The sequence below is a fragment of the Brachybacterium sp. SGAir0954 genome (genome assembly GCF_005490785.1).
GTDB lineage: Bacteria > Actinomycetota > Actinomycetes > Actinomycetales > Dermabacteraceae > Brachybacterium > Brachybacterium rhamnosum.
Genome location: NZ_CP027295.1, coordinates 333,096 through 346,015 on the forward strand (window position 1 = coordinate 333,096; position 12,920 = coordinate 346,015).

The following is a 12,920-nucleotide window of genomic DNA, read 5'->3' on the forward strand; positions in this document are numbered from 1 at the left end:
TCACAGGACTACCCTCGGCCCATGAGCGACCACCTGCCCCGCTTCGGCGACGCCCCCGCCGGCCCCTCCTCGACCCTCGATCCGGACGGTCGCCTGGCGATCCGTCGCCTGCTCCCCGGCACCGTCGAGGACGCCTGGAGCGCCCTCACCGACCCGGCGCAGACCGCGACCTGGTTCGGCACCTGGCGCGGCGACCCCGCCACGGGGATCGAGGTGCAGATGGACGCCGAGGATGGCCGGCCGTGGATGGAGGCGAGGGTCCTCGTGTGCGACGGCCCGCGGCGGCTCGAGCTCGAGACCGGGGAGGCGGGCGACCCGTGGGTCCTCGAGCTCACGGTCGAGGAGGCGGGCCCCGGGTGGACGGCGGTGACGCTGCGCCAGCGGGTCGCGGAGGCGGAGGCCGCGGCGATGATCGGCCCCGGCTGGGAGTTCTACCTCGACCGCCTGGTCGCCTCGCGCACGCGCGGGGACGTGACGGCCATCAGCTTCGAGCCGGACTACGTGCCCGGCCGCTGCGACCATTTCCGGGCGCTGTACCCCGCGACCTGAGGAATGTCATGACCGGGGCGTGAGGATCGCACCGGAGCCGATGACCGGGCGCCCTGCCGCCCCGCCGCCCGCGGCGGAAGGCTGGTCCCCATGACGAACAGCACCGCAGACCCCGTCCTCTCCGCCAGGGGGCTCACCCGCCGCTACGGCCGCGGCACCTCCGCCTACACCGCCGTCGACGGCATCGACCTCGAGGTCCGCCGCGGCGAGCTCTTCGCGCTGCTCGGCACCAACGGCGCCGGGAAGACCTCGACCCTCGAGGTGCTCGAGGGCCTCGCCCCGGCGAGCGCCGGCACCGTGAGCGTCCTCGGCATGGATCCCGTGGCGGACCGCCGCGCGGTGCGCCCCCGCCAGGGCCTCATGCTCCAGAGCGGCGGCTTCCCCGCAGACCTCACGGCCGCGGAGGCGCTGCGCCTGTGGACCTCGACGCTCTCGGCCCCGCGCCCCGTCGGCGAGCTGCTGGCCGCCGTCGACCTCACCCACCGCGCCGGGACCCGCATCTCCTCCCTCTCCGGCGGCGAGGTGCGACGCCTCGACCTGGCCTGCGCGATCGCCGGGGACCCCGAGCTGCTCTTCCTCGACGAGCCCACCACGGGCCTGGACCCCGAGTCCCGCTCCCGCGCCTGGGAGCTCGTGCGGGGCCTCAAGGAGCAGGGCACCACGATCGTGCTCACCACCCACTACCTCGACGAGGCGGAGTCCCTCGCGGACCGGCTCGCGATCATGCACCAGGGCCGGATCGTCCGCGAGGGCACGGTGGACGAGGTCGTCGCCGGGCATCCCTCGCGGATCCGCGCCGACCTCCCCGAGGACGCCCCGCTCCCTCCGCCGCTGCACGGAGAGGCCGTGCTGCGCGGCGGCCGGCTCGAGGTCTCCACCGAGTCCCTCGCCGAGGACCTCCACACGCTGCTCACCTGGTCCCGCGCGGAGCAGGTCCCGCTGCGCGGCCTCGACGCGCGCGCCGCGAGCCTCGAGTCCGTGTTCCTCGCCCTCGCCTCCTGACCCCTGCCCCACCCACGGAAGGACCTCCCATGCCTGCCATCGTCGGCCTCTCCCGCGCCGAGCTCACGCTCCTGGTGCGCAACCGCACCCAGCTCTTCCTCGCCCTCGCGTTCCCGCCCGCGATCACGGTCTTCTTCGCCGCGCTGCTCAAGGACCAGCAGCTCGCGCCCGCCCAGCTGATCCCCCTGCTGGGCGCCCAGTTCGTCATCGCGCTCGTGTTCATCGTCTACTACAACCTGCTCTCCACCTATGTCGCGCGGCGCCAGGAGCTCGTGCTGAAGCGCCTGCGCACCGGCGAGGCCTCGGACGCGACCGTGCTCGCCGCGGCCGCCGTGCCCGCGCTCGCGATCGCCGCGGTCATGACCGTGCTCATGACCGTGCTCGCGATCGTGCTCATGGACCTGCCGCTGCCCGAGCGGCCGGTGCTCGTCATCGCCGGGATCGCCGCGGGCGCGCTCGTCATGGTCCCGTTCGCCCTGCTCACCGCGAACCGCACCCGCACCGTCGAGGCGGCGGGCGTGACCTCCCTGCCCGTGATCGCCCTGCTCGTGATCGGCGCCGGCGCGATCCCCACGGACGGCCTGCCCGAGGTCGCGCAGCGGGCGATCTCCCTCATCCCCTCGGCCGCGATGGACGACCTGCTCCAGCTCGGCTGGCTCGCGGAGGATCCGTGGTCCGCGGCGCTGAAGCCCCTCGGCGTGCTCGTCGCCTGGCTCGTGCTCGGCCTGTGGGCGGTGCGGCGGGAGATGCGCTGGGAGCCGCGCGGCTGATCCGGCCCGGAACACCTGCGGACCGCCTGACCTGAGAGGATGACCATCATGACGCGGACGATCGAGGGGAAGGCGCCGGGCGTCGGCCGGCCGTGGGAGGTGTTCCGCGACTACACCATCTGGTCCGTCGCGCTCCTCGTCGGCTCCATCCCGGCGCTCGCCGCGCTCTTCCTCCGCGCGGCCGGCGAGGGCGTCCCGGGGACCGTCACGACCGTCGCCCTGGTGGGGGTCTCGACCGTGCTCTGCAGCGTGGCCGGGTGGCAGGTGACGGCCGCCTGGGCCCGGCGCCCCGCCGCTCCCGGCCCGGCCGGCTCCCTCCCCCGCGTGGGCTGGATGCGCGGCCCGCTGCACACCCTGGTCCTGCCCGTGCTCCCCGCCATCGCCTCGCTCGTGGTGCTCGCCCTCGGTGCGACGACGGTGAACGTCGCGGTGGGGTGCGTGGTCGGCGGGGTCTCGACGCTCGCCCTGCGCGTCCCGTGGACCTGGGCGGGCGGCGCGATCACCGTGGCGGCCCTGCTCATGGTGCCGCTGGGTCTCTCGCTGTTCGCCGCGGTGATCCTCGCAGTCGTGCTCACGAGCCTCGTGGGCGCGTGCCGCAGCTCCCTGTGGCTCGCCGCCCTGGTGCGCGAGCTGGACCTCGCCCGGGTCGCTCAGTCGCGGCTCGCGGTCGCCGAGGAGCGGCTGCGCTTCGCCCGCGACCTGCACGACGTCACCGGCCGGGACCTCTCCGCGATCGCCGTGACCGGGGAGCTCGTCGCCCAGCTGGTCGAGCGGGGCGATCCGCGGGCGGCCGAGCACAGCCGGGAGGTGGCCCGGATCGCCCGCGGCTCCCTCGCCGAGACGCGGGCGCTCGTGCGCGGGTACCGCGAGGTGGACCTCGCCGCCGAGCTGCGGGGCACGGTGTCGCTGCTCCGCTCGGCCGGGGCGTCGGTGACGGTGATCGGCGGGGCGGAGGACGTCCCCGCCGCGCTCGCGGAGCCCGCCGCCTGGGTGCTGCGCGAGGGCGGCACGAACGTGCTGCGCCATGCGGACGCCCGGTCGGTGCGGATCCGCCTGGGCGGCGACGGCGTCGAGGTCGACAACGACGGGCTGCGCCCGCAGCCGGAGCGGGCCGAGCAGGAGGAGCACATGGAGGGCAGCGGGATCACGGGCCTGCGGGAGCGCTTCGGCGAGCGGGCGCGCATCACCGCGGGCCGGGAGGGCGAGCGCTTCGTCCTCCGCGCCGCGTTCACGGGGACCACGGAGGCGAGGGAGCGATGACGGAAGGGATCGAGAGGACCACGGTGATCCTGGTCGACGACGAGCACCTGATCCGCTCGGCGCTCGCCACGATGCTCTCGCTCGAGGAGGACCTCGACGTGGTCGGCGAGGCGTCGAGCTGCGCCGAGGGCGAGGCGCTCGCGCGGCGCCTTCAGCCGCAGGTCGCGCTGCTGGACCTGCAGATGCCCGACGGCGACGGCCTCGAGCTCGCGCGGCGGGTCGCGGCGGTCTCCCCCGCCACGCGGGTGCTGGTCGTGACCTCGCACGCGCGGCCCGGCTACCTCAAGCGCGCCCTCGCCGAGGGGGTGCTGGGCTTCCTGCCCAAGACCGCGGCCGCCGGGGAGCTCGCCGCCGCGGTGCGGACCGTCGCCGCGGGCCGCCGGGCGATCGACCCCGAGCTCGCCGCGGAGACGATCTCCTCGGGCGACTCCCCGCTCACCCCCCGCGAGGCCGACGTCCTCGAGTACGCGGCCGACGGCGCCCCGGTCGACCAGATCGCCCGCCGCGCGCACCTCGCCGAGGGGACGGTGCGCAACTACCTCTCGAGCGCGCAGGCGAAGCTGCAGGCCGCGAACCGGCACGAAGCCGCCGCGATCGCCCGCCGCCACGGCTGGATCTGAGGGCGGCGGCGCTACAGCCGCCCGAGCGCCTCGATGTCCTCGAAGAAGTCGGAGACGACCTCCGCGCTCACGGTCGGGCGGAGGCCGGAGAGCGCCTCGAGGTAGTCCGCGGTCGACGGCCCGGACCCCTGCTCACCGTCGGACGGCGCCTCGACGGCCCGCTCGAAGGCGCGCTGGGCGGCACGGCGGGCGCCGTGCTCGATGTCCGCAGGGGTGAGGCCCTCGCTCGCCGCGACGAGCGCCTCGAGGTCCACCTCGGCGGCGACCGCGGGCGGCACGTAGCGGCCCCAGATCGCGTGCCGGGCGGCGGCGTCGGGCAGGCCGATCGGGAGCACGTAGTCGAAGCGGCCGTGGCGCAGCAGGGCGCTGTCGAGGGAGCGGATGAAGTTCGTGGCGCAGATCAGCAGGCGGTCGTCCTGGTCGCGCACGGCGGGGATGATCTTCAGCAGCTCGTTGGTCACGCCCTGCGTGGGCGAGGGCGGGTCGCCCTTGCGGTGGGAGGCGATCTCCTCGACCTCGTCGATGAAGACGACGGCCTTCTCGAGCTCGGAGATCCGCGAGAAGGTCTCGCGCAGGGCGGAGGCGAGCCCGGCCGGGTCCCCGCCGAGCCGCGAGGGGAACACCTCGACGAAGGGCCACTGCAGGCGGGAGGCGACGGCCTTCGCGAAGGTGGTCTTGCCGGTCCCCGGCGGTCCGAAGAGCACCACGGCCCGCGGCGGCACCACGCCGAAGCGCTCGGCGACCTCGGGCTGCGAGAGCGGCATGACGAGCCGGCGCTCGAGCAGCTCCTTCTCCGCGGTCATGCCGCCCACGGCGTCCCAGGCGCCGCGGGGCAGGATCCGGCCGCCGAGCTCGCGCAGCAGGGCGAGGTCCCGCGCCTGGACGGGGATGCGGCGCTCGGCGTAGCGCAGCTCCTGCTCGAGCGTGAAGCCGGCGCCCGCGAGCACGTCCCGCGCGAGCGGGTCATCGGCGGGGACGAGGCTGCACAGGGTCGCGATGCCGCTCAGGGCGAGGCGCCGCTCGAGGGCGTCCAGGAGGGTGCGGCCCAGGTCGCCGTCCCGGTGGTCCGGGTGGACGCCGAGGTAGACGATCCAGCCCTGCTCGTGGGCGGCGCGGCCGACGGCGGCGCCGAGCAGCGGGCCGTCCTCGTCGGCGAGGGCGACGACGGCGACGTCGGCCTGCGCGGAGGCGAGGACCTCGGAGAGGCCGTAGACGGGTTCCCGCTCGCTGACGTCCGCGGCGCGGGTCGCGTCCCAGAGGGCGACCAGGCGGCCCAGGTCGTCGGAGCGGATCTCGCGGATGATCGGTGCGGCCACGGCGGGTCCCCTGTCCTCGGCGGCGGGGCCTCGAGCCCGCCGGTGAGCTGGATCACAGGCCAGGATCGTACGACACGGGCGGCGGGCGGCCCGGCGGCGTCCCGCGGGCGGGACCTCAGCGCCGGCGGCGCGCGCGGAAGAACTCCCGCAGCAGGTCCCCGCACTCCTGCCCGCGCACGCCGGTCGTGAGCTCGACCCGGTGGTTCAACCGCGGCTCGCGCACGAGGTCGTAGAGGGAGCCCGCGGCGCCGGCCTTGGGGTCCATCGCCCCCACGACGACCCGCTCCACGCGCGAGAGCACGATCGCCCCGGCGCACATCGTGCACGGCTCGAGGGTGACGACGAGCGTGCAGCCGGTGAGGTTCCAGCGGCCCTGCACACGGGCGGCCTCGCGCAGGGCGAGCACCTCGGCGTGGGCGGTGGGGTCCTCGTCGGCCTCACGGCGGTTGCCGGTCACGGCGAGCACCTCGCCGCCGGGGCCGACGACGACGGCGCCGATGGGGACGTCCGCCGGCTCGCGGTCCGCGGCGGCGCGCGCCTGGGCCAGGGCGAGGCCCATCAGCTCGTCGTCGGTCATGGGACCATCCTCCCCCGTGTCAGGAGCGCGCCTCCACCACCCGGTACCGCGCCTCGAGGAAGCCGGCGTTGCGTCCGGTCTCGAGCAGCTCGAGGTCGAACCGTCCGCCCAGCAGCGGCTTCCCCGCTCCGAGCGTGACCGGGGCGATCGAGACGAACAGCTCGTGGAGCATCCCGGCCCGGGCGAAGGCGGCCGCGAGGTCCCCGCCGCCGACGATCCAGACGTCCTTCCCGCCGGCGGCCGCCTCGATCGCGACGCGGTGCTCGGCGGGCGGACCGGAGACGACCGTGATCCCCTCCGGGACCTCCGCGGGAGCACGATGCGTGAACAGGAAGGTGGGCTCGGTGTAGACCCAGGCGCCCTCGACGGCACCCTCGTGCGCCTGCACCCAGTCGTAGGTGGAGCGCCCGGTGACGATCGCGCCCACGTCGGCGATGAACGCGTCGTAGGGCAGGACGCTCTCCTCCCCGGTGGGCTGGGACAGCAGCCAGTCGAGGCTGTCGTGCTCGTCCGCGAGGAACCCGTCGAGGGTGACGGCCGTGAAGAAGCGGTAGCGGGTCATGGTGACGAGTATCCGGTCGATGCCCGACGTCCGGGAGCCTCCGGTAGATTCGCCCCCATGCGCACCCTCGAGATCGATCATCCCCTCGTCGCCCACAAGCTCACGGTGCTGAGGAACAAGGAGACCCACTCCTCGGTGTTCCGCCAGCTGGCCGACGAGCTCGTGACGCTCCTGGCCTACGAGGCGACCCGCAACGTCGCCGTGGCCCCCGTCGAGCTCGAGACCCCGGTGACCCCGATGACCGGCACGAAGCTCGCGAACCCCAAGCCGATGGTGGTGCCGATCCTGCGCGCCGGCCTCGGCATGCTCGACGGCCTCACCCGCCTGCTGCCCACCGCGGAGGTCGGCTTCCTCGGCATGGTCCGCAACGACGAGACCCTCGAGGTCACGACCTACGCGAACCGTCTCCCGGACGACCTCTCCGGTCGCCAGTGCTTCGTGCTGGACCCGATGCTCGCGACCGGGCACACGCTCATCGCGGCCGTCGACTACCTCCACGAGCGCGGCGCCCGGGACATCACCTGCGTGACCCTGCTCGCCGCGCCCGAGGGCCTCGCCGCGATGGAGGCGCAGATCGATCCGGCGATCGACCTGACGATCGTCACCGCCTCGATCGACGAGAAGCTCAACGAGAAGGGCTACATCGTCCCGGGCCTCGGCGACGCGGGCGACCGCCTCTTCGGCGTCGTCGACTGATGACGCACCCCTCCCCGCACCCGGACCGCTCCCCGCTCGAGCACTGGGAGGAGCGCTACGGCTCCGCCCCGATCTGGTCGGGGAAGGTCAACGCGACCCTGGCCGACGTCGCCGCCGCGTGGACCCCGGGCCGCTCGATCGACCTGGGCTGCGGGGAGGGCGGGGACGTCCTCTGGCTCGCCGAGCACGGCTGGGACGCCCTGGGCCTGGACCTCTCCCCCACGGCGATCGGCCGCGCACGCGAGGAGGCCGCCCGCCGGGGCGCCGCGATCACCGGTCGCGCCCGCTTCGAGGCGCAGGACCTCTCCGCCTGGGAGCCGGCGGCGGGGAGCGCGGATCTCGTGACGGCGTCCTTCCTGCACTCCGACGTCGCGCTGGACCGGACGGGCATCCTGCGCCGGGCGGGCAGCGCCGTCACCGCGGGCGGGCGCCTGGCGATCCTGTCCCATGCGGCACCGCCGCCATGGTCCGCCGCCCTGCACGAGGGCCACGGCCCGCGGATGCTCGGCGCGGCCGAGGAGCTCGAGCTGCTCGCCCCCGCGGAGGAGGACTGGGAGGTCGAGGTCGCGGAGGACCGCTCGCGCCCGGCGACCGCACCCGACGGCTCCCCCGCGGCGCTGCTCGATGCGCTGATCGTCCTGCGCCGGCGCTGAGCTCTGCGGCAACCTGCACGGATTCCCGCAAGATCGATCTTTTCAAAAAGGTCACCGTTTTCTATTCGGAGAATGTTTCCGAATGGACGCAGGCAATGCATTCCTTCCTGGAATTCTCGGCGGAACGGGTCCACACTGGCGCCAGCGCCCCCGGCGCGATCCGCAGCACCGCCACCCCCAGGAGGAGCCATGACCGCCGTCGACATGCCCCGCGTCTCCGAGTGCACCGTCTCGGGATGCTCCTACAACCACGAGCACGCCTGCGGCGCCTTCGCCGTGACCGTCGGCCAGGACACCTCCTGCGCGACCTTCATCCCGCTGGACGTCAAGGGCGGCCTCAGCAAGGTCGTCACCCAGGTGGGCGCCTGCCAGAAGGCGGACTGCATCCATAACCAGGACCTCGAATGCACGGCGGAGTCCGTGCGCGTGGGCGCCGGCGCCGACGCCGCGGACTGCCTCTCCTACGAGAAGCGCTGAGCGAGGTCCCAGACCCCCTGCCGCGACCCCCGCACCTCCCCCTGCACGCCCGCCGTCCCCACCCCGGGGACGGCGGGCGCTGTGCGTCCGGGCCGGCGTGACACATCAGGCTCCAGGGAACTCACAGGTCAGAGCCCTTTTGACCCTCTCGCGGTCCCGGAATGTGAACAGCCCCTTGCTCCCGGGGCGGCTTCCCGGCATGCTTCCTGGCATGTCATCGATCAGCACGCGCACCGTAGTGCGCCCCGCGCCGGCCGCCCTCCGGGCTGCCCGCGCCATGATGTGCTCGATGATGATGATGTGCATGATGATGCGCATGATGCGCCGTCAGCCGAGCCTCTGATCGCTCGAGACACCCACGGGGTCGGCTGACAGGAGCCGGCCGGAAGGCGCGGGCTCCAGGTGCCCCCGGGAGTACAGCCCCTTCGATCCGCCACCGGCAGGATCACGCAGGGATCCCGGATCCACCACCCGCCGCGCACCGCGCCGCACCCTGGAGATCCGCATCATGACCATCGCCCTCGATCGCCCCGCCACCCTCGACCGCACGCATGCCCGCCCGGTCACCGGCCGTCCGCTGCAGCGGGCCGCCGCCCCCGTGGAGGACGGCGTCACCATCACCCTGACCCTCACCCTCCCCGCCGGCACCGGCGACGTGGAGGCGGCGCTCATCGCCGACGAGCTCCGCAGCCACGCCCAGCGCCAGACCGCGACCCGCCAGGGCCGCACGTCGGTCTCGGTGAACAGCCCGCACACGTTCCGCGCCACGGGCGCCGTGCGCTCGCTCCCGCCGCGCCGCACCGGCGAGGCGGCGATCAGCCCGCTGCGTCCCCGCCGCGGCGGGGTCGTCTCGCCCAACTCCCCGGCCCGCCGGGACGCGGAGGCCGCACGCCGCCGCGCCCTGCAGGCCACGGCCGTGAGCCCGTCGAGCGCCTCCTCCGCCCCGGACGACTCGCTCATCGCGGACCTCTACGGCCGCCGCGTGCGGATCGACGGCACGGACGTCGACCTCACCTACAAGGAGTTCGAGCTGCTGGCCCATCTCGCACGCAACGCGCGACGCACCGTCTCCCGCGAGGAGCTCATGGAGACGGTCTGGGCCGGTGCGCCCGAGGAGACCGGTGAGCGCACGGTGGACGTGCACGTGCGTCGTGTGCGCACCAAGCTCGGTCGCTACCGCAAGCTCATCTCGACGGTGCGCGGGGCGGGCTATCGCCTGGATCCCGGCAGTGACGTGAGCATCCTCGGCGCCTGAGCGCAGGACGACGGCGGCCGCCCCGGGATCGGGTCCCGGGGCGGCCGCCGTCGTGGCTCGCGCGCGTGCGCGACGGGGTGGAGAAGAAAGAGATGAGCGGCCCGGAGCGCTCAACCGCACGAGGCGGGGGCTCACGGACCGCTCATCAGGCCTGTCGTCCGTCAGGGGTGGGTGCGGGCGAACAGGCAGGACGGGCAGCCAAAGGTGGGGGAACCTGGCACAGAGCCCGTCCGGCCGCTCCCCATGAGGGGGGTCCTGAGAAGCGGCACATCTATGAAGCTATCACCGGGGGCGCCGCGGAGGAGCCCCCTCGAGCAGTTCGTCCCGGATCCTCCGGGGCCTCCCCCGAAGACCCCTCCGGGCCGTCCGCTCGGTAGCGAGTCTATGCCCCTCCGCGCCTCGTGACAACGCATGACGCCGACATGTTTTCGCAGGTAGCACCCAGTAACTGAGAAAACGTTGAAAAAGTGAGCAGCGGCCCGGACTCGTGGGCAGTCGTCAGAAACGACGCCCGGCCTGGACTCCTCCCGCTCTGCCGAGCCCTCGGCGGGGCCGGCCGCCCGGGACGCCCGCGGGCGCGGCGTGCCCTTCGCCACAGAGGGCGATCGTCCCGGCTGTGGGCGCTCAGGCCTCGTCGAGGCCCTCGAGCACCAGGAGCGTCGCGTCGTCGTGGATCTTCCACTGGCGGCGCGCGGGATCGAGCCCGAGCTCCGCCTCCCGGATCCGGTCGAGCAGAGCCTCGGGATCGGTGCGCAGCGCCGCGGCGAGGCCGTCGTCGTCCACGAGCCCCAGCAGGTCCACCGCGCGCGTGACCCCGTCGGAGACGAGGTGCACGCGGTGCAGGTCCGCGAGCGGGACGGCGCCCACGAGCGCCTCCCCTGCCGCCTCCACCTCGTGCCGCGCGACCCAGAAGCCGCCCGGGGCGTTGCGCAGCGACTCGACCACCTCCGGGTCACGGTGCGCGCGGACCGTCTCCTCGACCCGCTCGTCGCTGATCCGCTCGATCGTGCCGTCGGCGCGCTCGAGCAGGACGGAGGAGTCCGCGAGGACGAGGTGCTCGAGGAGACCCTTGCGCACGCGCACGGCGAGCACCGTCGCGGAGGGGCCACCGCGGTCCAGATCGCACGTGCCCGCGTGCAGCGCGGCGACCTCGCCGATCGCGCGGGCGAGGCTGCCCTGCAGGTCCGCGCCCTCGTCCTGAAGGGCGAGCAGGAGGCGGGCGGTCAGGGTGCGGGCGTACCAGGCCACCGAGTGGGAGCAGCCGGCGCGGAACCGGGCCGGCATCCCGGCCCCGTCGATGAGCACGGCCGCGGCGCCGAGCACCCCGGCCACGTCCTCGTTCGGACGCTCCGGGTCCTCGGGGGCGGCGGCTCGGGTCAGGAGGCGGGCGCGCATGGCGTCACGCTAGCCGACGGCCGCGGGAGTGGCGCCGTCCACCATCGGCGCCCCGGGCGGGCACGCGGGGGCCGGGCGCCCGTACAGTGGTGCGGTACGCGTGTCGCGCCGTCCGGGCGCCGGCCGTCCGGACCTGGGAAGGGACCATCGATGATCGCGCAGGCGCGGATCACCTCCGACACCTCTGCCACCGTGCATCTCCCCGCGGGGACGGTCGAGCTCGAGGGCGAGGATCTGGTGGAGATCCGGTCCCGGGTCAAGCAGGTCTTCATCACCGCCGCCCAGGAGGCCGACGCCCCCGTCGACGTCGTCATCGTCGAGCCGGACGTGCACCACCACCTGCGGGTCGAGCCCTCGGGCCGGATCACCGGCCGCGAGGCGGACGACCGCCCCTTCTACGGCCCCTCCGCCGACACCCCCCTCGAGGCCCCCTCCGCCGCGGAGACCACGGGTCAGCACGCCGCGATCGGCTCCCCCGCGACCGACGAGCACCCCGCCCTGGACGAGGACGGGAGCGTGCGCCCCAGCCGCGCCCACCGCCGCCGCGCCGCCGCGCTCCCGCCCGCGGGAGACCAGGACGGCGAGCACACCACCGCCTCCGCGGCCGACGCCCCCTCGCCGTGGGCCCCCGCCGCGGCGCGCTCCGCGGCGTCGGCTCGTTCGGCCGCATCGGCGGGCTCGGCCCGTTCGGCCGCATCGGCGGGCTCGGCTCTGTCGGCCGCATCGGCGAGCTCCGCGGCGCCCGCGCCGTCGGCCGTCCCGGGGCGCCCCGCCGCGTCGACCACCGCCGCCCCCACGGCCGCCCCCGCTCCCGCCGCGCGCCCGCTCCCCTCCGTCACGGCCGCCGCCGCCTCGCGACCCACGCTGCAGGACCTCCAGTCCTCGACAGCGAAGGGCGTGCACGTCAAGGCCGCGCAGGGATGGCAGGGCACGCTCACCAAGCTCACGGGCGGCCGGATCTCCCCGCGCCCGGGTCGCAAGGAGCGCCTCGAGCACGAGCGCCTCGAGCGCATCCGCCGCCCCCTCGAGGGCCCCCGCAACATCGCGGTGGTGAACCTCAAGGGCGGCGCCCACAAGACCACCTCCTCGCTCATGATCGCGGCGACGCTCGGCGTGACCCGCGGCGGCAACGTGCTGGCCTGGGACAACAACGAGACCCGCGGGACGCTCGGCTGGCGCGGCGTGCCCACGGACCACCACCGCACCGTCGTCGACCTGCTCCACGACATCGAGAGGATGCAGGGCCCGCACGCGAGCGCCGCGGATCTCGACCCCTACGTGCGCCCCCAGGGCGGCATGCGCTTCGACATCCTCGCCTCGGACGAGGACCCGGGCTCGATGGCCTCGATCGACGCGGAGGCGTTCAGCGAGCTCAACGACTCGCTCTCCCGCTTCTACCGGATCAAGGTCATCGACACCGGCAACAACGTGCGCGCCTCGAACTGGCTCGCCGCCGTCGAGAACGCGGACCAGCTGGTCATCGTCTCGACCGTCCGCGAGGACACCTTCAACGCGGCCGCCTGGATGATCGACGAGCTGCGCGCCACGGGGCTCGCCGGCCAGGTCGACCACGCCGTGACGATCCTGTCCCACGGCTCCGCCGGGAAGTTCGACCCGACCCTGCGCAAGCGCCTGCTCGCGCACTTCGGCGCGCACACCCGCGCGGTCGTCGAGGTGCCCTTCGAGAAGCAGTTCGTGGACGGCTCGCACCTGGACTGGTCGCGGATCCACCCGCGCACCAAGGACGCCTGGCTCGACGCGACCGCGCTCATCATCGACGGCCTCTGA

General features: G+C 74.5%; 15 protein-coding genes. 11 read left to right on the top strand and 4 right to left on the bottom strand.

What is annotated here, in order from left to right; translation table 11 throughout:
* Window positions 1–21 precede the first annotated feature (21 nt).
* From C1N80_RS01470 to C1N80_RS01490, 5 genes are all read left to right on the top strand, one after another.
* Window positions 22–549, top strand: a complete 528-nt coding sequence (locus C1N80_RS01470) for an SRPBCC domain-containing protein (RefSeq protein WP_137769143.1) — start codon at window positions 22–24, stop codon at window positions 547–549.
* Window positions 550–639: 90 nt separating this feature from the next.
* Window positions 640–1,551, top strand: a complete 912-nt coding sequence (locus C1N80_RS01475) for an ABC transporter ATP-binding protein (protein ID WP_137769144.1) — start codon at window positions 640–642, stop codon at window positions 1,549–1,551.
* A 29-nt stretch (window positions 1,552–1,580) separates the two neighbouring features.
* Window positions 1,581–2,321: an ABC transporter permease gene (locus tag C1N80_RS01480; protein WP_137769145.1), complete on the top strand. Its 741-nt coding sequence runs from the start codon at window positions 1,581–1,583 to the stop codon at window positions 2,319–2,321.
* Between the two features lie 48 nt (window positions 2,322–2,369).
* Complete coding sequence (locus tag C1N80_RS01485; protein WP_137769146.1) at window positions 2,370–3,581, top strand: sensor histidine kinase; 1,212 nt, start codon at window positions 2,370–2,372, stop codon at window positions 3,579–3,581.
* Window positions 3,578–4,201: a response regulator transcription factor gene (locus C1N80_RS01490; protein ID WP_137769147.1), complete on the top strand. Its 624-nt coding sequence runs from the start codon at window positions 3,578–3,580 to the stop codon at window positions 4,199–4,201. Before C1N80_RS01485 ends, C1N80_RS01490 begins: the two co-directional genes overlap by 4 nt.
* Window positions 4,202–4,212: 11 nt before the next feature.
* Here C1N80_RS01490 and C1N80_RS01495 read toward each other — a convergent pair whose 3' ends face one another.
* From C1N80_RS01495 to C1N80_RS01505, 3 genes are all read right to left on the bottom strand, one after another.
* Window positions 4,213–5,517 carry an ATP-binding protein gene (locus C1N80_RS01495; protein WP_137769148.1) on the bottom strand — a complete coding sequence of 435 codons (1,305 nt, stop codon included), beginning with the start codon at window positions 5,515–5,517 and terminating at the stop codon, window positions 4,213–4,215.
* A 115-nt stretch (window positions 5,518–5,632) separates the two neighbouring features.
* Window positions 5,633–6,094 carry a tRNA adenosine(34) deaminase TadA gene (gene tadA, locus C1N80_RS01500; RefSeq protein ID WP_137769149.1) on the bottom strand — a complete coding sequence of 154 codons (462 nt, stop codon included), beginning with the start codon at window positions 6,092–6,094 and terminating at the stop codon, window positions 5,633–5,635.
* 19 nt (window positions 6,095–6,113) lie between these two features.
* A complete protein-coding gene (locus C1N80_RS01505; RefSeq protein ID WP_137769150.1) occupies window positions 6,114–6,656 on the bottom strand; it encodes a dihydrofolate reductase family protein in 543 nt (180 codons plus the stop codon).
* A 57-nt stretch (window positions 6,657–6,713) separates the two neighbouring features.
* Between C1N80_RS01505 and upp the strand changes: the two genes are divergently transcribed.
* From upp to C1N80_RS01525, 5 genes are all read left to right on the top strand, one after another.
* On the top strand, window positions 6,714–7,352 hold the full coding sequence (upp, locus tag C1N80_RS01510; RefSeq protein ID WP_137769151.1) for a uracil phosphoribosyltransferase: 639 nt from the start codon (window positions 6,714–6,716) through the stop codon (window positions 7,350–7,352).
* Entirely contained in the window at window positions 7,352–8,005 is a 654-nt protein-coding gene (locus tag C1N80_RS01515) for a bifunctional 2-polyprenyl-6-hydroxyphenol methylase/3-demethylubiquinol 3-O-methyltransferase UbiG (protein WP_137769152.1), read from the top strand. The genes upp and C1N80_RS01515 overlap by 1 nt, the downstream gene beginning before the upstream one ends.
* Window positions 8,006–8,194: 189 nt before the next feature.
* Window positions 8,195–8,482: a DUF1540 domain-containing protein gene (locus C1N80_RS01520; RefSeq protein ID WP_137769153.1), complete on the top strand. Its 288-nt coding sequence runs from the start codon at window positions 8,195–8,197 to the stop codon at window positions 8,480–8,482.
* Between the two features lie 211 nt (window positions 8,483–8,693).
* The gene (locus tag C1N80_RS15870; protein ID WP_255430893.1) at window positions 8,694–8,825 is read left to right on the top strand and encodes a hypothetical protein; all 132 of its coding nucleotides are present in this window, start codon (window positions 8,694–8,696) and stop codon (window positions 8,823–8,825) included.
* A 165-nt stretch (window positions 8,826–8,990) separates the two neighbouring features.
* Window positions 8,991–9,737 (top strand): winged helix-turn-helix domain-containing protein, encoded by a 747-nt coding sequence (locus C1N80_RS01525; protein WP_137769154.1) that lies wholly within the window; start codon window positions 8,991–8,993, stop codon window positions 9,735–9,737.
* Between the two features lie 624 nt (window positions 9,738–10,361).
* Here the strand turns inward: C1N80_RS01525 and C1N80_RS01530 are convergent.
* The gene (locus tag C1N80_RS01530; RefSeq protein ID WP_137769155.1) at window positions 10,362–11,132 is read right to left on the bottom strand and encodes a protein phosphatase 2C domain-containing protein; all 771 of its coding nucleotides are present in this window, start codon (window positions 11,130–11,132) and stop codon (window positions 10,362–10,364) included.
* A 150-nt stretch (window positions 11,133–11,282) separates the two neighbouring features.
* Here C1N80_RS01530 and C1N80_RS01535 point away from each other — a divergent pair, with 150 nt between their 5' ends.
* A complete protein-coding gene (locus tag C1N80_RS01535) occupies window positions 11,283–12,920 on the top strand; it encodes a chromosome partitioning protein (protein WP_137769156.1) in 1,638 nt (545 codons plus the stop codon).

Coding starts and splice junctions, on each gene's coding strand:
- C1N80_RS01470 (WP_137769143.1), top strand. CDS start 22: ATGAGCGACCACCTGCCCCGCTTCGGCGACGCCCCCGCCGGCCCCTCC.
- C1N80_RS01475 (WP_137769144.1), top strand. CDS start 640: ATGACGAACAGCACCGCAGACCCCGTCCTCTCCGCCAGGGGGCTCACC.
- C1N80_RS01480 (WP_137769145.1), top strand. CDS start 1,581: ATGCCTGCCATCGTCGGCCTCTCCCGCGCCGAGCTCACGCTCCTGGTG.
- C1N80_RS01485 (WP_137769146.1), top strand. CDS start 2,370: ATGACGCGGACGATCGAGGGGAAGGCGCCGGGCGTCGGCCGGCCGTGG.
- C1N80_RS01490 (WP_137769147.1), top strand. CDS start 3,578: ATGACGGAAGGGATCGAGAGGACCACGGTGATCCTGGTCGACGACGAG.
- tadA (WP_137769149.1), bottom strand. CDS start 6,094: ATGACCGACGACGAGCTGATGGGCCTCGCCCTGGCCCAGGCGCGCGCC.
- C1N80_RS01505 (WP_137769150.1), bottom strand. CDS start 6,656: ATGACCCGCTACCGCTTCTTCACGGCCGTCACCCTCGACGGGTTCCTC.
- upp (WP_137769151.1), top strand. CDS start 6,714: ATGCGCACCCTCGAGATCGATCATCCCCTCGTCGCCCACAAGCTCACG.
- C1N80_RS01515 (WP_137769152.1), top strand. CDS start 7,352: ATGACGCACCCCTCCCCGCACCCGGACCGCTCCCCGCTCGAGCACTGG.
- C1N80_RS01520 (WP_137769153.1), top strand. CDS start 8,195: ATGACCGCCGTCGACATGCCCCGCGTCTCCGAGTGCACCGTCTCGGGA.
- C1N80_RS15870 (WP_255430893.1), top strand. CDS start 8,694: ATGTCATCGATCAGCACGCGCACCGTAGTGCGCCCCGCGCCGGCCGCC.
- C1N80_RS01525 (WP_137769154.1), top strand. CDS start 8,991: ATGACCATCGCCCTCGATCGCCCCGCCACCCTCGACCGCACGCATGCC.
- C1N80_RS01530 (WP_137769155.1), bottom strand. CDS start 11,132: ATGCGCGCCCGCCTCCTGACCCGAGCCGCCGCCCCCGAGGACCCGGAG.
- C1N80_RS01535 (WP_137769156.1), top strand. CDS start 11,283: ATGATCGCGCAGGCGCGGATCACCTCCGACACCTCTGCCACCGTGCAT.